This window comes from Caproicibacter fermentans (assembly GCF_014303955.1).
GTDB classification, from domain to species: Bacteria; Bacillota; Clostridia; order Oscillospirales; family Acutalibacteraceae; genus Caproicibacter; species Caproicibacter fermentans.
This window is the reverse complement of the sequence record NZ_CP060286.1, coordinates 210,703-227,514: the sequence shown is the minus strand read 5'-3', so window position 1 is coordinate 227,514 and position 16,812 is coordinate 210,703. Positions and strand designations below refer to the sequence as shown.

14 protein-coding genes and 1 pseudogene are annotated in these 16,812 nt (G+C 49.4%); 6 read left to right on the top strand and 9 right to left on the bottom strand.

All coding sequences use genetic code 11. The features are described 5' to 3' along the window. Positions 1-208: 208 nt before the first annotated feature. Together HCR03_RS01140 and HCR03_RS01135 are read right to left on the bottom strand one after the other, a co-directional pair. Positions 209-619 (bottom strand): phage holin family protein, encoded by a 411-nt coding sequence (locus HCR03_RS01140; protein WP_187036296.1) that lies wholly within the window; start codon positions 617-619, stop codon positions 209-211. A 15-nt stretch (positions 620-634) separates the two neighbouring features. Beyond that, positions 635-973: a sigma factor-like helix-turn-helix DNA-binding protein gene (locus HCR03_RS01135; protein ID WP_187036295.1), complete on the bottom strand. Its 339-nt coding sequence runs from the start codon at positions 971-973 to the stop codon at positions 635-637. A gap of 1,245 nt (positions 974-2,218) precedes the next feature. Here HCR03_RS01135 and HCR03_RS01130 point away from each other — a divergent pair. From HCR03_RS01130 to HCR03_RS01110, 5 genes are all read left to right on the top strand, one after another. Continuing rightward, positions 2,219-2,896 carry a response regulator transcription factor gene (locus tag HCR03_RS01130; protein ID WP_187036293.1) on the top strand — a complete coding sequence of 226 codons (678 nt, stop codon included), beginning with the start codon at positions 2,219-2,221 and terminating at the stop codon, positions 2,894-2,896. A 124-nt stretch (positions 2,897-3,020) separates the two neighbouring features. After that, positions 3,021-3,935 carry an ABC transporter ATP-binding protein gene (locus tag HCR03_RS01125; protein WP_187036291.1) on the top strand — a complete coding sequence of 305 codons (915 nt, stop codon included), beginning with the start codon at positions 3,021-3,023 and terminating at the stop codon, positions 3,933-3,935. Position 3,936: 1 nt separating this feature from the next. Then, the gene (locus tag HCR03_RS01120) at positions 3,937-4,650 is read left to right on the top strand and encodes a hypothetical protein (protein ID WP_187036289.1); all 714 of its coding nucleotides are present in this window, start codon (positions 3,937-3,939) and stop codon (positions 4,648-4,650) included. Positions 4,651-4,660: 10 nt separating this feature from the next. Then, complete coding sequence (locus HCR03_RS01115) at positions 4,661-5,455, top strand: hypothetical protein (protein WP_187036287.1); 795 nt, start codon at positions 4,661-4,663, stop codon at positions 5,453-5,455. 22 nt (positions 5,456-5,477) lie between these two features. Beyond that, positions 5,478-6,386: a sensor histidine kinase gene (locus tag HCR03_RS01110; RefSeq protein ID WP_187036285.1), complete on the top strand. Its 909-nt coding sequence runs from the start codon at positions 5,478-5,480 to the stop codon at positions 6,384-6,386. A 371-nt stretch (positions 6,387-6,757) separates the two neighbouring features. On the opposite strand, the gene HCR03_RS01105 is transcribed toward HCR03_RS01110, so the two are convergent. From HCR03_RS01105 to HCR03_RS01080, 6 genes and pseudogenes are all read right to left on the bottom strand, one after another. Continuing rightward, on the bottom strand, positions 6,758-8,074 hold the full coding sequence (locus HCR03_RS01105; RefSeq protein ID WP_187036282.1) for a sensor histidine kinase: 1,317 nt from the start codon (positions 8,072-8,074) through the stop codon (positions 6,758-6,760). Beyond that, positions 8,064-8,759: a response regulator transcription factor gene (locus tag HCR03_RS01100; RefSeq protein WP_066642330.1), complete on the bottom strand. Its 696-nt coding sequence runs from the start codon at positions 8,757-8,759 to the stop codon at positions 8,064-8,066. The genes HCR03_RS01105 and HCR03_RS01100 overlap by 11 nt, the downstream gene beginning before the upstream one ends. Positions 8,760-8,824: 65 nt before the next feature. Continuing rightward, entirely contained in the window at positions 8,825-10,054 is a 1,230-nt protein-coding gene (locus HCR03_RS01095) for a TolC family protein (protein ID WP_187036280.1), read from the bottom strand. Between the two features lie 10 nt (positions 10,055-10,064). Further along, positions 10,065-11,279 (bottom strand): HlyD family secretion protein, encoded by a 1,215-nt coding sequence (locus HCR03_RS01090; protein ID WP_187036277.1) that lies wholly within the window; start codon positions 11,277-11,279, stop codon positions 10,065-10,067. Between the two features lie 24 nt (positions 11,280-11,303). Next, positions 11,304-13,367 carry an ABC transporter permease gene (locus HCR03_RS01085; RefSeq protein WP_228725049.1) on the bottom strand — a complete coding sequence of 688 codons (2,064 nt, stop codon included), beginning with the start codon at positions 13,365-13,367 and terminating at the stop codon, positions 11,304-11,306. Positions 13,368-13,613: 246 nt separating this feature from the next. Then, positions 13,614-14,316, bottom strand: a pseudogene (locus HCR03_RS01080) (ABC transporter ATP-binding protein). 177 nt (positions 14,317-14,493) lie between these two features. On the opposite strand from HCR03_RS01080, the gene HCR03_RS01075 reads away from it, so the two are divergent. Next, positions 14,494-15,093: a TetR/AcrR family transcriptional regulator gene (locus tag HCR03_RS01075; RefSeq protein ID WP_187036275.1), complete on the top strand. Its 600-nt coding sequence runs from the start codon at positions 14,494-14,496 to the stop codon at positions 15,091-15,093. 334 nt (positions 15,094-15,427) lie between these two features. On the opposite strand, the gene HCR03_RS01070 is transcribed toward HCR03_RS01075, so the two are convergent. Continuing rightward, the gene (locus HCR03_RS01070) at positions 15,428-16,738 is read right to left on the bottom strand and encodes an alkaline phosphatase family protein (protein WP_187036272.1); all 1,311 of its coding nucleotides are present in this window, start codon (positions 16,736-16,738) and stop codon (positions 15,428-15,430) included. Between the last annotated feature and the right edge of the window lie 74 nt (positions 16,739-16,812).

Here is a 16,812-nt window from a genome sequence, read left to right as displayed (position 1 = left end):
GCGGATTAAATCAGAGGTTCCTTAAGTTTTGCTGCAGATGTTGCGGTTAGCTTTGTAGCTGTATCTGCCCCTCTCGTTCCGGATGAAAGTTTACTCACTGTTCCTGATAATGTAGCCATAATAAAATCCTCCTTATAAATTTTTGACTTGCAAGTCTATTTATTAAGGAGAGGCTGGCAAAGAAAAAGTAAACCCTCAAAATGAAGGTTTACTTTTTTTCATCATTATTCTTACTGAGCTGCTGTAAAACGTCTTTTAGCTTATCGGGGATCGGGATGCTCATCTCACTTGCATTTTCTATGATACTGATTCCTTCATTGGATAAATAAAACATAATCAGCATTGTGCGGAGAGCACTGCCTGTACCAATGACATACTGATCGATTACGTGTCCCAGCGCGATGAGTGTAAAAATCATTATTTTTTTGCATATGCCATGAAATCCGATTTCGCTCGAAAGTTTCTTATCATGGATAGCCAGCAGAACACCTGTTGCGTAATCCAATCCAACAAACGCAACCAAAGCGTAAATTAAAGAATCAAAGCCCCCTAACAGCCATCCCAGAAGACCTCCCATACAAACAAGAAGTATTTTGCAGTCTTCTAAAATTTTTTCCATTGTCACCACCCCCGCTCAAGGCTTGTCCACGAATTGCATTTTCAACTTCTTGAGCGCACGGTTTTTCATTTGGTTGGCAGCTTGTCTGGAAATTCCAAGCCGCTGTGCGGCTTCACAAACTGAATCACCATTGATATAGATCATTCGTATTACTGAAGCCTCCGGTTTTGTCAAAACGGATTCGATACCGGGCAATTCTTGTTCAAAATAGCTATCCCTTTGGGACAATAAAGATTCAATATGGTAAATTTGATCATCCTCTAGTTCCGAGGCTAAAACGATCTCTTGCAATGACTTTTTTTGCTTGGACTTCTTAATAAAGGCACATTTCATTGCTCTGCCAATATACGACACCAGGCACCCATCGCACCGATTATGTATTTTGTCAAGGTCAATGTCATGAATGAGTTGAACAAAATCGACCAGGAGATCATTGTAAGCGTCATCCTCATGCAGCTGATAAGCAAATTCCTTTATCAACGGGGTTGAATTGATTGATCAGCGCAATGGTAGCGTCAGCGTTACCGCTATGGGATTGAGTAATCAAATCCGCAGTCATTGGATATCCCACCTTTCAACTGATAAAGAGGTGAGATTCCAATATTTGTAAACGCTTCTAATTAATTTTTCGTCATTCTGGGGCACCCGCTTAAAAAAGACGGAAAACGCATCCATAGACCACGTCTTCCGCACATCTCTGTTGGCAAAGTGAGGAATTAAATTTCTTTGGTTTGAAACTCAGACACCGTTGGATGCTGGATTAGTGCCATGATAAATCGATATTTGCTTCCATATAGAAAGACAGCGAAAAAGCCATTTCTGCAACAGTCGAATCATGTCGGCTAATATCACCTTTTGCCTCCGTGAGCAGGAACGCGTGAAACTAATGGTGCTACTCAGTATAAAAAAATTCCCGTCATCTGCATAATGCATGATGATGGGGATGGTAAATCGCCATAGATAATAGGCTTTTCTTCTCGATTTTTGACAGTTGCAAATTGTGTTCTTACACTTCCTTATGCCGTTCCGCCTTTTGGCGGGTGACACCACGCTCCAATACGCCGAGTTTAAAGCCCTTAACCGTTTCCGATCCAAGGGTCAGGGAAAAGAAGCGCATGTTCCCATTGGCATGCCTGTGAAAAAGGGGCAGATCGACCGGGCAGCCCTGAATATATAGATAAAGATATTCCGGTAATTATGTGGGCTACGATGTATATGAATCCACCATATATCAGTTCTACGTGGACTTTTAATGGAAAATCAATTCAGTTACCGGAGCATTTGATGATTCCGTGGATTTGTCTTCTTCTTCAGCCATTCCATTTTTTCACCTTCCTGCGATCATCATACAGCATAAAAGAATTTTAATCTTCGCTTCTGATGTCCTCTTTTGTAAACTTACTTTACCCGAATATAAAACAGAAAGCAAGTTGGCCTCGTTTTATGGTATTTCACTGACCTAACAAGCGGTGAGGAACTGTTTAAAAAATCAGACAACATGGTCCGACGAATGATTGACACGATTCGGGTGATAAAAGGATGAGGTGCATATTTTATCAGGCACACAATTTGTGCTATAATTGTCTGGGGTGATATGGCATGCCAAAAATTCTGGTTATTGAAGATGATAAGGAAATCAGCCGTTTGCTTTGCAATATATTGACTGAAAATAACTATTGCTGTGTACCTCGATTCTCAGGGAAAGCCGCATCCGAAACTATGAAGAACAGCAAATTTGATATGATACTCCTGGATTTAATGCTTCCCGAGATTTCAGGCGAAGAATTACTTAAAAGCTATCGACGGTTTTCCAATACTCCTGTTATTATCATTTCCGCCAAGGATGAAACGGCAGTGAAGGTGGATATGCTTCGCACAGGCGCGGATGACTATATCACCAAACCTTTTGACAACGAGGAAGTGTTGGCAAGAGTGGAAAGTAACTTACGGAGAAGTCGAGGTTATTCGTCCTCTCCGCTTGTCGCTGGACCTTTGGAATTTGATACGGAAACCAATTGTTGCAAAGTGGCAGGGAGATTTGTCTCATTAACGGGAACTGAAATAAAAATACTTCGATTGCTTATGGAAAATCCGCAAAAATTATTTACGAAGGCCAATCTTTTTACAAGTGTCTGGGATGAAGAATACAATTACGATGACAATGCTGTCAATACTCACATCAGCAATCTAAGACGAAAATTAAGAACTGTTTGCCCCGATCGGGAATTTATCGAAACAGTGTGGGGCATCGGATATAAACTTGCTGTCAATTCCTAATCAAATTTGTCGCCTGTTCTTGTTTTACATGAGAACGGGCGATTTCTTTAGAATCTTTTTAGAATCTCTTTAGAAACTCTTGAAAATTGCCATTCATAATAAATGGCAAAGGGAGATGAACGGAATGGAAGAAACCGTTTTTGAAGCGAGAAATTTAACGAAGAAATACCGGCACACATTAGCGCTCGATCATATTAATCTTTCATTGCAGCGCGGCGAGATATATGGTTTTATCGGCGAAAACGGCGCGGGAAAAACCACTACGATACGTCTTGTCACAGGCTTATCGTTTCCGACAGAGGGAAGCATATCGTTGTTTGGAAAACTTGGGGAAAAAGAACTGCAAATGCAGCGCGCCCGCATAGGGTGCATGGTGGAAACGCCTGCGCTTTATAAAAACATGACCGCTGAACAGAATCTGGAGGCTCAACGAATTCAGCGAGGCATTCCGGATCGAGAATGTATCGGCAAAACATTGAAACTGGTTGGCTTGTCAGATACAGGTAAAAAAAGCGTGCGTCATTTTTCGCTTGGCATGCGCCAGCGATTGGGCATTGCAATGGCTCTGCTGAATGACCCTGAATTTTTAATTCTTGACGAACCGATCAACGGCCTTGATCCGTCAGGAATTGTGGAAATCCGGGAACTTATGAAACGGCTCAATCGTGAAAGAGGAATTACACTTCTTGTTTCCAGCCATATCCTCAGCGAGTTGTATCAGACAGCCACACGTTATATCCTGCTGCATAAAGGCCGCGTATTGGAAGAATTAACTCAAAATGAGCTGGATGAAAAATGCAAGCGGCATATCGCCATTAAAACAAACGATGCCTCTAAAACGGCGGCCGCGCTGGAAAACGCTCTTCACACGACAAATTTTCATGTCATGCCTGATAATACAGTGCGGCTTTATGATCATTTGAACAACATGGAAGATGTGGCGCGGATTCTTGCACAGGCAGGTTTGCTCGTAACTGGCCTCAGCCTTGCCGGTGACAGTCTGGAAAACTATTTTCTGCATAAAATCGGAGGCCGGTGATATGGGAAAATTGTTACACGCAGAAAGGTATAAACTCTTTCACGACAAAACATTCTGGATAACCCTCATTGTAATCATAGCATTTAATATGATTGTAATCTCCGGCAGTGCAATCTTCAGCATGTCAGGGAATCAAGCACTTTCGGAAATGATGAGAAAAGAGATCCTTACAATTTTGATATCGTGCATCTACGGGGGCCTCTTTATTGGCAGTGATTTCGCGGACCGAACGCTGTATCATGCATTGATGGCAGGAAAAAGCCGTGTAGCCGTACTTTTGGCGAAGACCAGCGCTTTTTTAATCGCGATTGATGTTATATTGTTTATTTTCCCCCTATTCCTTACCATTACCTGTACCGTAAGGAACGGGTGGGGTACTGCGCTTTCCCGGGGTGCAATTTTACAGTTGGCAGGTTTGATTGCGGCACTTCTCATTCTCGGGTTTGCAATCGGAACTTTTTCACTGTTGGCGGCAGTCTGCTTCCGCGATGTCGGTCGCACCATCGGTATTCCGATCATCCTGTACTTTGTTATGATCCTGCTGCTGAATGGCCCACATGCCAATATGCTTGCACATGTTTTCCCGGCTGGGATCTTGCTCCTTATGGTAAACGGCACAGTTTCTCCGGCTTATGGCATACTGGTGGGGAGCCTATGGTCGGTATCCCTGTTTGCCATTTCTTCTTTGATTTTTCGGAACGAAGAGCTTTGCTGAGAGGTGTAAAATGAGTAATTTGCTAAAACACAGATGGTTTGAAATAAGGCATAATCCGATTTTGGGGATCACACTTGTGGTATGCTGTGCATTCACTCTTCTAATTACAAATTCCACCGGATTGCAATACCTGACAGATCCCCCTATGGTTGCAGGCGTTTCTTATAACATCAAAGGCTTTTTTGCAGCCCTAACGGCGGACACAATTTACCCATTGCTGATTATCAGCGACACGTTTACCGCAATGATGCTTGGTCAGCTATTCTCTGATCGGACAGTCGATCAGGAGGTTGCAGCGGGCCACAGTCGGAAATCCATATTCTTCAGTCAATGCATAACAGGATTTTCTGTTCCAAACATCGCCGTTTTCCTGGCAGTATTCGTTGGCTGTCTACGGTGGGTGGGAAGCATTCCATCACCTTCCGCAGAAGAAATGATCCCTTATCTATTTCGTGCTATTGTACTATTGCTGTTACTGAATTTTTCACTTTTCTCGGCCTGTATCCTTATTGTGGCATTTCTCAGAGACACAGCCAAAACGATAACCACTTCCGCATTGTTCCTTTTGGTCGCCTGCTGGACAATGCCGGCTTTGGAACAAGCTGTTCCAAAGGTTCATGGGACAATTTATCCAATAAATCCGTCGCTTTCGTTGTACCTGCATCCCGCATTCTTAATGCGATATGCCTTATATTCAACGCTTACTCCTTTACAGATGTTTTGGACTGCCGGTGTAGCCGTAGGCTGGACAATTTTCTTTTTAAGCATCGCTTATTGTGTATTCCGCAGATGTGAATTAAAATAGCAAAGGAAGAAGGCGGTGAAAAATGATCTGGATCCTATTGGGCGTCTGTATTGCAGCATTCATTTTAGGAACCCGCCTTTTTCGCCTAAAGCGACAATTTCGTAATATAACCGTTCAACTGAACGAACGCACAAGTGAGAAGACAGAAAAAATGGTAACGGTTGCATTGATTGACGACGATCTCAACAAACTTGCCGCTGCGATTAACCGAAACTTAGAATTGCAAAAAAAACTGCGTATTGAAGTACGCCGTAGTGATCTTCAACTAAAAGATTCGATTGCAAATCTTAGCCATGATCTGCGGACACCACTGACTTCGATTTTAGGATATCTGCAATTGTCTCAGAATCCCGAGTGCCCGGATGAAAAGCGCAAGGAATATCTGAAAACCGTCGATAATAAGGCACATGCCCTGAAATCCATGATCAACAATCTGTATGAACTGTCTGTACTGGATGTCAGGGAAACACCGCTTAAAACAGAGAAGCTGGACTTAAACCGATTGCTTGGTGATGTTTTAGCAGGCCAATATGAACTGTTTCATAGACTTGGAATTACTCTTAACGTTCATCTCCCTAGTCATCCCGTCTGGATCACCGGTGATTGTGTTGCCTGCACACGCATCATCCAAAATTTACTGAACAATGCGTCACGTTATGCAAAAGGAAATGTCGGAATCAGTTTGGAAGCGTCCGGATCCTATGCTTTTTTGTCCATTCGTAATCCCGCGCCAAATCTAAAGGCGAATGATATCAAACATCTGTTTGAGCGCTTTTATACAGCGGACAAATCCCGAAACAGCAGCGGATCGGGACTTGGCCTTTACATTGTAAAGACGCTAATAGAAAAAATGAATGGGAAAATCGCTGATGTTACTTTGGAAGGATGCATCCTTCACATGAAAATAGAGTTTCCTTTGGCCCTGAACTGATTTGCCAAAATTCAATTCACGCGTCAAACACATGGTTTGCAAAGCGTTTCTCACCCCTGTCCCTCCCTGCTAAAGCACTTCGCACTTTTATGGAAGCTGCTTATGTTCTAAAACCGCAATCAGCGGGATTACAGGTCAGGCTCCGCTTACATTTTTCCTCACGCCCCGGAAAACAGATTTTCGTTACAACAAAAGCCGGAGCAGCCAATCCTTTTGGGTATGGTTGCTCCGACTTCTTTTTCGAGCTGTCTTGCAATAACCCCCGCAGGGAACATGCTTGTCCGGCACCGCGGAAGTCCCACCGGCTTGTCTGTGGATTTCACTAAAAGCAAAGGTCCCAATGGGTTCGGGTGACATACTCTATATTATCTTCAGGATTTTTTAATCAGATGTCGGCCCGTCCCGCATTCCTCCGGCAGACAGAAGATGACGCGCAAACCGCCTTCCCTCCGGTTTTCCGCATGAATGCTGCCTCCGTGCGCCTCGACGATTTCCCTGCAGATCGATAGGCCGAGGCCCGCAAAGGCACGGGCCTTGTCCGAGGTATAGAACGGTTCAAAAATCTTTCTGAGTTCCTCTTCGTTTTTTACGCCGGTGCCGTTGTCTTCCACTGAGAAAATCACGCTGCCGTTCTCTCTCTTGCAGACAGCGGAGATTTCCAGCGGTGTTTTGCTTCTGTGATTGAGGCTGTTGTCAATCAGATTTCCGAAGACGCGCCGAATCTTCGAAAGGTCCACGGCGAGCTTAACCTGGGGGCAGCCGATTTTCAGGGAAAACGGAACGCCCCTCTCCCGGAGTTCTTCGCCGTATTCTAGTTGCAGCACCTGCCCAAGTTGTTCTACCGTGATCAGCTGCTTTCGGAGCGAGGACGGGGCATGGTAGCTGAGGTACTCGTCAAAATCGTCGATCAGGGACTTAATGACGACTGATTTACGGTAGATGGTATCGACATACTGCTCCCGTTTTTCTTCGGTCAGGGATTTCTTTTTCAGGCGTTCCGCATAACCCATTACAGAGGTAAGCGGTGTCTTGATGTCATGGGAAATGGAAACGATGATTCGGTCCTGTTTTTGCTTTTCCTCCTCAAGCGCGTCTGTCAGATCGGCAAACCGGTTCTGAAGCTGACCGATTTCATCGCGGCGTTTGACTCGCTCGGGCCGGATCCCGGACTGATAGCGTTCCATTTTTTTCTGCAGGGAAACGACCTGCTTTGCATACCGCACATAAATATAGACGCCGCTCAGCACCAAAACGATAAAAATGATGCCAAGCTCCGTTGTAAGCAAATCATGAGCGTTTTGAAACGCGGAAAGATTTGTGATGGAAACCCCTTTTGTAATCTGAAGAATACAGATTTTCCCTTGAAAGGGAAAAAGGGCGGAAGCACGGTGCTCAAATTTGACGCCCATCTTGTTTCCGCTTTGAAACAGAATATTCCCCGTTTCGTCCTGAACCAGGATCAGGAGATGTTCCGTTTCAGAGATTTTTTCAAGTCGGGCGACGGCGTCGCCGCGGTTCTTCAGTTCGGCGGAAATGCGGTCCGTCTCTTTCTGCAGTTCCTCCTGAACCTCGTTGCTCGTTTCGGAGATCTGAGTGGAAAGATAAAAGTGGTAATATCCGACGATGAGCAGGAAGTTGCACAGCATGGCGAGCAGGATAAAGAAGGGGAGCTTGATTTTAATGCTCACTGCCGTTCCCCTCATTCTTTACGAATTTATACCCAACGCCCCAGACGGTCTTAATGCGGCGGCCGTCCCGGTCGATTTTATCCCGCAGGTTTTTGATGTTGACGGCCACCGTACCGATATCGCCGTAATCCATTCCCCACACCGACTGGAAAATCTGCTCCCGCGAAAGCACCTTTCCCGCGTTCTCGCAGAGAAAGCGCAGAAGCTGGAATTCCCGCAGGGAGAGGTTAACCGGTTCCCCACGGACGGTAACATCGTAGCTTTCAACGTTCAGACAAACGTCTCCCGCTTCCAGAAGCGCCGGCTTTGCCTGCCGGCTCCGCCGCTCCCTGCGCAGATGCGCTTTGACCCGGGCGACAAGTTCTTCCACGACAAACGGCTTTGTGATATAGTCGTCCGCACCCATCTCAAAGCCGAGCATGGCGTCAAACGTGCGGCTTTTCGCAGTGACAAACAGAATCGGGCAGGAAACAGTTTCCCGAATTCGGCGGCAAATCTCCAGTCCGTCGACGTCAGGCATCATGATATCGAGAATAATCAGCGCAATTTCCGAATCATTTTTGATGCTTGTCAGAGCGCTTTCCCCGTCAAAGGCAAGAAGGCATTCGTATCCCTCGTCGCTTAGAGAATCGGAAATCAGCTCAGCAATCTCGCGGTCGTCGTCTGCAATCAGAATTTTCCCCATTCTTACCCCTCCCGGCTCTTATACTTTTCTCATCTTACCATATTTTCTGTCGGTTTCAAATATATTTAGCCGCCGGAAGAAGATAGATCCAAAACTCCGAGCAGGCCCCAACGGTACTGTTCCTGGGAAGAAAACAGGCCGTACTGCGCCTGGCTGAGAGAAGCTTTCGCGCTGTCACAGTCCATCTGCGCGTTTTTTACGTCAAGCTCGGAGGCGATTCCGAGAGAATTTTTCTGCTTGACGGCCTCCAGCGCCTTCTCCTTTGCGTCGTAAGCGGACTGCGCCGTGGTTACAAGGGACTGTTTCAGCGCCACGTCGTCATACGCCTGCCGAAAAGCCGCGTCGAACTGATTTTTAGCCAAATCGCGGTTCAGCAGAGCCGCTTTGCGGGTTTCGACCGTGGAATCCAGGTCTCTGTCGTAATCCTCGTCGGCGATGTCAATTTCCTTCCGTTTTTCCCGAAGAGTCCAGTTGCTGTCCAGTGCCGTCCGGTAGTCGGCGTCATAGTTCATCTTGGCGATTTTGTCGGAATCAGCCTGCGGCATTAAGGAAATCTTGAGACTGTAATCATCAGAATAGCCCAGCAAAATTCTCAGGTTATCCCTGACGGCTTTCATCTGGCTGACCAGCTTGGCCAGTTGGTCGGCCGCCGTGTTTTGCTGCTGCTGCGCGTTCAGAAGGTCGGTCTGCGACATCAGCCCGACCTGCGCCCGAAGCTGGTCGGCCTGATAAGCGGCGGCCAGCACCTGCTGCTGTTCTGTCAGCACGGAGCGCTGTGAATCCAGGATGTGGTAGGTTACAAACAGCTTCTGCGCGGCGACGACAATCTGGTCGGCCGCGTCTTTCATTTGAAGCTCCGTTTTGTCAATCTGGTCATCGTCTGTTTCCAGTTGGTCCGCCTCGCTGTCAAGGATGGAACAAATCGCGCTGATGGATGCGATGCTTCCCTGCAGCGACTTGTCGATCGACTGCGTTTGTGTCGAAGCGGGAAGCGCGTTTACGGCGGCATCCGCCTGCTGAAGCATTTTGCTCACGCCGGAGAGCGAAGCGGCGCTGGAATGAAGATCGCCGATTTTCTGTTCGGCGAGGTCATTGTCCTGCAGGGCTTCCAGCGTCTGTTTGTTAGCACGGATGGTCTGGTTGCTGGAACGGACGTAATTTTCAAGATCCGAGTAACTTACAGTCAGCACCTGCGGTTCGGTGCCGTCCGACGTATCCGCGGCGAAAGCCGGGACCGCGCCGCAGAGCAGCAGCGCTGAGAGCAAAATCGCCGTCGCTTTTTGAAATTTCATCATAGACTCCTCCTTATTTCACCGGAAAATACACGTCCGCCGTGTACCCGGGTTTGAGCAGGTTTTTGGGGTCCTTGGGCTTTACCAGTACACGGACGACGCGTTTGCCGTCCTTTTCAACCGCGAGATTCGGGATCTGCGTGACGGTGCCGGAAAGCGAAGCGTCCGGCGCGGAGGTCGGTACGATTTGAACGGTTTCGCCTACCTGCACCCTGCCGATAAATTCCTCATCCACCTCGGCGCTCACCGTGAGTGAATCCGCGTCGATGAGCTGCAGCACTTTGGTCGGCTGATTCTGCGTTCCAAGATGGTCGGCGTCGCTAACGGCAATGTTCTGCACGATCCCGTTTTTCAGGTCGGAAACGATCTGGTTTCCTTTGAGGTAGTCCTTCTGCGTTTTCGCCGTCATGACATCCAGGTCCGCCTGCGCCGAAGAGATTCCGCTTTTCTGCTTTTCCTGATTCGCCGTATTGCTGTCGTTCAGTGCGGCAAGCTGCGCCTGTTTGGATTTCAGCGACACACTGAGCTGGTTGATCTCATCCTTCAGAGCGTTCTTAGTTTTCGTCAGGTTGTCCTGAACATCCGTCAATGCCTTCTGTTTCTGGTCCAGCGCGTCCGTGTACTGGTCGAGCACGGATTTTGCCACGGCGCCCGAATTGTACAGGGCCTGGTAGCTTTGAACGTCCTGTTTGGCGTTCGTGACCTCTTTCTGAGTAAGCGCCAGCGAATTCTGCAGAAGCTGCAGGTCCGGGCTGGTTCCCTTATGGTACTCACTTGTCTTTCGGCTCAGGACGCTCTGCGTTTCGGCGATGTCCGCCTCAAGCGCCGCAGTGTCCTGCGTGGCTGCGGAGAGCCCCGCCTGGTTGGCTGAAAGCGCGCCCTGAAGCTTCGTGAGCGCCGCCTGGTACTCCGAAAGGTCCAGTGTAACGAGGGGCTGGCCCAAAGTCACCCGGTCCCCTTCCTTCACATCGACTTTTGTCACGATGGAGGGAAAATCGACGATTACATCCACGGACCGGCTGTACTTTACTTCGCCCCAGGCGTCGATTTCGCCGCTATGTGCCGCCGTGCCGGATGGCGTGCCGTCCTCCGTCTCGGAGGATATGCCCGCCCGTGCATGGAAAACGCCAAAAACCACCAGAAGAGCGGCCAGCGCTCCGGCCGCGAGCAAAACCGTTTTTCGATGGGTTACGGCCCACTCTTTTCCCTTTGTGATCCAGTTTTTCATCTGTAAACCCCCTGAAGGTTGATTCTATTCGACGCTCTTCAGTGCCGAGAGCATATCGAGATTTTTCATTTTTTTTGCGACCGCGCGGTTGATGATCCACGCGAAAAGCAGAGTCAGGATTCCGGCGATCAGCACGTTCTGCGGCGTGATCGTTCCGAAAAGGTCCAGTCTGTTGTCCAGATTTTTTGCAACAATCCAGGAAATCGACCTTCCGACCGGAATGCCGAAAATCATCCCGAGCAAAACGGAAAAATAATTTTCGATCAACACCAGATTTCGGATTTCGCCGTGGTAGAACCCGAGTACCCGCAGTGTGGCGAGGTCCCGGATCCGCTCGGTGAAATTGAGGATGCTGGTGTTGTACAGAACGACGAATGCCAGCGCCGCGCCCATCACGATCATCATTGCCACCGCGATGTTTACCACCTGCGTGCTGCTGGAAAGGCCGGAGCGCTGACTTTCGCGGGTCACCGATTCCTTGACCGCGTCGCTGGAAAGGAATTTCTCATTCGGAACGCCGTTCCATTTAACCAGCAGCGCGGTCGGCTTGAAGGTTTCCCCAAGGGATTCCCAATAGGTATCCGACAGAAAGATCCCCTGTCCGGAGGCGAGGTAGAAAACCTGAGTGACCGGGACCGTAACATATTTTTGATCCGTGCGCTTGATCTGAATGCTGTCACCCGGCTTTACGCCGAGCGTTTCGGTAAGCTTGCGGCTCACGGCGACGCCGCTTTCAGGAATAGAGACCGGGTTGCCGGAGACATCCTGCAGATGAATCAGCGGACTGTTTTTCGAGGTGATGGTCAGCGGCTCCATTTTTCTCTGGCCGTCCGGGCAAATCAGTTCAAGATTGCTTTCCTCCGTCTGCTGCACAATCCCATTTAGTTCCTGGTTAGCAAGATAGCGGGTGTCCGTTTTGGTTTGGTCCACAAGAATTTTCTGGTCATAGTTGAACGTCGTTCCATACATCTGCACCGTAATCCCCGAAATCATGCTCCGGATCGTCAGCGCCGCAAGGATTGCGCCGGTGCAGCCCATGACTCCGACGGTACTCATCATCAGGCGGCCCTTATTTTTCATGGTGTTCCTGGCAATCAGTTTGCTGCTGAACTTCAATTTTCTCCAGAGAGACGGGAGGGATTCAAGAAAAATGTGGTTCCCCTTTTTGGGCGGCCTGTCCCGGAGCAGCACTGCGGGAGTGTCCCCCTGAAGCTTGCGGCAGGCGTAAAAGGAAACCCCGCCCGTGCAAATCAGAATCAGCGCCATGGCGAGAAAGAAATGCAAGAAATTAACACTGATCCGGTAATCGCTGAACGTCAGCTTAACCCTCGGGACCAGAATCCTGCCGAATACATTGGGCCCAATCGCCAGCCCCAGCAGAGAGCCGCATAAGCCGATGACCACGCCATAGGAGGTATAGTGCCACAGAATACTCCGTCTGGAATACCCCAGCGCCTTCAGGATTCCGATCTGGCTGCGCTGATTTTCCACCAGGCGCACCATTGTGCTCTGCGTGATCAGCGCCGTCACGATGAAAAACAGGAGAGGGAACACGATGCCAAGCGTCCTGAACTGCTGAATTCTGGAATCGACGCTGTTAACGCTGCCGCTGTCTTTCTGCGAGACAATCCCGATCAGTTCCTTTCCGATCACCGCGTCGGCCTGCCGCTCCACCTGCGGGACATCCGTTCCGGACGCGAGCCGGACGCTGATCTGATTGTAGACCTTCCTGCCGTAGACGCTCTCCAGCGTTCCGACGTGAACAACCAGAAAACCAAAGCTCTTCGAGTCAGGCATCAGCGACGCGGAGTTTTTCACCGCAAAGATCTGTTCGCTACTCAGTCCCAGCCCGGTGATAGGAACCCGGACCCAGGCGCCGTTCAGCTTGATGGAAACGACGTCCCCAATTTTAAGCCCGTTGCTTTCGGCAAAATTTTCATCCAGGACCGCTCCGCCTCCATATTTTTCAAAGGAGCCTTCCTGCACGTCCGGCTGGTCGAGCGTGCTGCGGTCGTCCAGCGCGTAAACCCGCAGCGTGGGGTTTCCCGGAAGGTCCGTGTCCGCGTCAGCGCAATAGCGCTGCTCCACCCGCGTGACCCCGTCGATCTGCTTGATTCCCCACAGCTGCTGCTCCGACGGGGTTGGCGACGGTCACCCAAAGGTCGGACAAACTGGTCGACCGGTACATGGCGTCCGCGTGGTTCTGAATGGTGAACCAGATGCTGTCGAGGCCCGTCACGATGCTGACCGCCAGAGTCGCCATGATAAGGATGGAGACGAACTGGGACTTCGACTGTTTCATGTCCCGGATTGTCTTTTTCCACAGAGCCCCCCTCACCATACGATTTCCTCCACATCATTCGGATGCTCGTGAGTCTCTGTTTCCGCGATTTTTCCGTCCCGCATATGAATGACCGTCTGCGCCATCTCGGCTATCGGCGCGTTGTGCGTCACGATAACAACGGTTTTGCCAAGGTCGATGGCAACGTCGCGGATCAGCTTCAGCACCTTTCGGCCCGTGACGGAATCCAGCGCGCCGGTCGGCTCGTCGCACAGAACGATCTGCGGGTTTTTCGCAAGGGCCCTGGCGATGGAGACTCTTTGCTGCTCGCCGCCGGACATCTGGCTCGGAAAGTTGTCCATGCGCTTCGAAAGACCAACCCGGTCAAGCATCTCCTGAGCATCGAGAGGGTCTCGGCAGACCTCCTCAGCAAGCTGGACGTTTTCCAGCGCAGTGAGGTTCGGCACCAAATTGTAAAACTGAAACACAAAGCCGATCTTTGTTCTGCGGTAATTTGTGAGCTCCCGCTCCTCCATGCCGGAAACTTCTTCACCGCCCACAGAAATGGTTCCGGAGGTCGGAGAATCCATCCCTCCCAGAAGGTTGAGGATGGTGGTCTTCCCCCGCTCCGCTCTGGCCGAGTATGACGTTGAAAGTCCCCTGTGCCAATGCGAAGCTGACGCCGTCCACCGCTTTGATAATGTTATCCCCGACGCGGTACTCCCGTTCCACGTCTTCCAATGTGATAAAATCCATGAAAAATCTCCTTGAAAGCCAGATTAGTAAACCGTTAAAACTATCTTTCTTTTTTCACCCGTTTGCATTATAATGATTTCACAAGAATTAGCAACCGCTAATTCAGTGAAAAATGCCGTTTAACCAACAGCTGCGGCATTTCTGTTGGAAAACTTTGAAAGGAAGGGGCACGGCACCATGCAGGAACCGGATCTCCGCGTTCAAAAAACGCAGGAAGCGATAGAAAGCGCCTTGCTGAGCCTGATCGGCGAAAAAGGGTTCGACGGCGTCACCGTCAGAAGCCTGTGCCTTTATGCGAGAATCAACCGTTCCACCTTTTACGCTCACTATCAGGACAAATATGACCTGCTGGACCGGATTACGCAGAAAGCCATCCAAAAAATCGTCCGCATCGTCAACCCGGAAGAAATCGTCGACGGCAACGGAAAAATCAATCTTTCCTTCTATCACACCATGGTGCTTTCGCTGTTCCGCGCCGTTGAGGAGGACCGCGCGCTCTATCAAACCCTTCTCGGTGTCAACGGAAATTACAATTTTCTCAAGGAACTCAAGAAAATCGTAAAGGAAAAGATCCTTGCGGAATGGGACGCGATCCGCCCACGCATCAAGACGCTTCCGATCGATGAAACGCTTTATTTGGAGATCGTCGTGTCGATTTTTGTCGGAGCCGTTCTTTGGTGGATCGATGAAAACTTTTCCCTTTCCGCTGAGGTGATAGCGGAGCAACTCGTCCGGTATGTAACTTCCAGCATATCTCTCTGGGGGCCGACTTTTTAACGCCGGAGGGAACCAATCTTCCATTTCTTAATGATATCGAAAACAAATTATCCGGTAAGAGGGAAAATCTTAAGAATTATTAAGGACAAGCGGCTTCAGAAACTTAACAAAGAGGCATGCGAAAAACTGCGCAGGATAATGGCGCTCATCGGGATCGCAAGACTCATCCCCTGCCCTCTCCCACACAATACGAGCAAAAGCGAACGAAATTTAATACGGAAGGGGCGGTCTCACCGGCAGCACCGACGGTTTCGGTACAATACGCAGAAAGGCCTGAGGTCTGCAAAAAAGCAAACCTCAGGCTTTCAGCTTCTCATCGGCGGAGCTTAGAAGGTTAAGCCTTTAAAATTGGGAAAGGCTTCCCCTCCATTGCGGGCAGATCAACCCGTGCCAGTTTTGCAAAAGTCGGACAAACATCGATCATATTCCCGCTGTCAAGCCGAACTCCCGGCAGAATATCGGGTCCAAACGCCAAAAACGGCGGCTTATCCCCTTTATCTGGGTGATGGCCATGCATCGCTCTGTGGAACTGAAACAAAGGTGAGTCGGCCGAAATGACGGCGGGAACAGATACCTCGTTGCCGAAAAGCGTCCCTTCCGTTCCTTCCAAAACAAAGGAAAAGCCGCCCCGCAGCTGTTCTTCCGCCTCCGCCTCTTCCGCGGTATAAATCCGTTCCAGATACCGCGGATACTTTCTCCTGATTTCCTCAAGGACGCGGTATACTTTTTGAACCCATTGAGGGTCTCCCGGTTCGTTCAGAAAAACCTGTGCGGAGAAACCGGCGGAAAAGCTGTAAGCGTCATAATCCACCGCCTTTCCTTTTTCATCGGTTCGGATCAGTCCCATGTCTTTGAACACGGAATTGATGTTGAAGACGGTTTCAATATCAATCTGACCGTGGTCCCCAAGAATCACAAAATTCGTGCTGTCCCATTCTCCCGCCTCCCGGACGGCCTCGACAAAGCGTCCCGCTATGATGTCAAGCTCGCGGAGGCAGTCGTTTACTTCATTTCCCTGGTCGCCGTACAAATGGCGCGTGTGGTCCAGCATCACAACATGGCACAGGAGGAGATCCGGCCTTTGGGTTTTCAGCAGGTCGAGAGCGACCTCAACGCCGTAATAACACATATCCTCATTATCGGACCAGTTGTAATGCCCGACAAAACGGCCGTAGTAATCGCTCATAACGTTATCGGAAGCAGCCTTCTCATACACCGATTTCGGGTCCTCTCCCCCGCCCCTCACGGGCCAGATTTCAGGAAGATTGTAGCCCCTCTTCTCCCCCGCCGTTACGGGCCAAAGCACCGTGGCGACACTGCCGCCTTGTTCCCAGACGGCGTCCGTCAGCGTCTTCACCTTAATATTTTCCTTTTCCCAGTACCAGTCCGAGCCCATGATGCTGAAATCGGGGTCATCGGGATTGATCCGGGCTTTCTGGTTGTGTGTAATGCCATGGCGGTCGGGATGCACTCCGGTAATCATAGTGGTGTGAATCGGGTAGGTAAGCGTGGGATAGATTTCCCGGACATTTTTCACGACCGCGGCTTTTTTTAGAATCCGCGAAAACCAGGGCAAACCTGAAAGCAATTCCAAGTCGCCCGTCTGCAGGGCGTCGAAAGACAATACAACTAATTTTTTTGGCATGACCGGCTCCACTTCTGCCGTTTTACCGGCGTTTAAGGTAATAATTATAACTCTTCAACCGCTCCCTCTGTTTC

Bases quoted from the DNA above. Each gene is read 5' to 3' on its own strand.
- HCR03_RS01140 (WP_187036296.1), bottom strand. From the start codon at position 619: ATGGAAAAAATTTTAGAAGACTGCAAAATACTTCTTGTTTGTATGGGA.
- HCR03_RS01130 (WP_187036293.1), top strand. From the start codon at position 2,219: ATGCCAAAAATTCTGGTTATTGAAGATGATAAGGAAATCAGCCGTTTG.
- HCR03_RS01125 (WP_187036291.1), top strand. From the start codon at position 3,021: ATGGAAGAAACCGTTTTTGAAGCGAGAAATTTAACGAAGAAATACCGG.
- HCR03_RS01120 (WP_187036289.1), top strand. From the start codon at position 3,937: ATGGGAAAATTGTTACACGCAGAAAGGTATAAACTCTTTCACGACAAA.
- HCR03_RS01115 (WP_187036287.1), top strand. From the start codon at position 4,661: ATGAGTAATTTGCTAAAACACAGATGGTTTGAAATAAGGCATAATCCG.
- HCR03_RS01110 (WP_187036285.1), top strand. From the start codon at position 5,478: ATGATCTGGATCCTATTGGGCGTCTGTATTGCAGCATTCATTTTAGGA.
- HCR03_RS01100 (WP_066642330.1), bottom strand. From the start codon at position 8,759: ATGGGGAAAATTCTGATTGCAGACGACGACCGCGAGATTGCTGAGCTG.
- HCR03_RS01095 (WP_187036280.1), bottom strand. From the start codon at position 10,054: ATGATGAAATTTCAAAAAGCGACGGCGATTTTGCTCTCAGCGCTGCTG.
- HCR03_RS01090 (WP_187036277.1), bottom strand. From the start codon at position 11,279: ATGAAAAACTGGATCACAAAGGGAAAAGAGTGGGCCGTAACCCATCGA.
- HCR03_RS01075 (WP_187036275.1), top strand. From the start codon at position 14,494: ATGCAGGAACCGGATCTCCGCGTTCAAAAAACGCAGGAAGCGATAGAA.
- HCR03_RS01070 (WP_187036272.1), bottom strand. From the start codon at position 16,738: ATGCCAAAAAAATTAGTTGTATTGTCTTTCGACGCCCTGCAGACGGGC.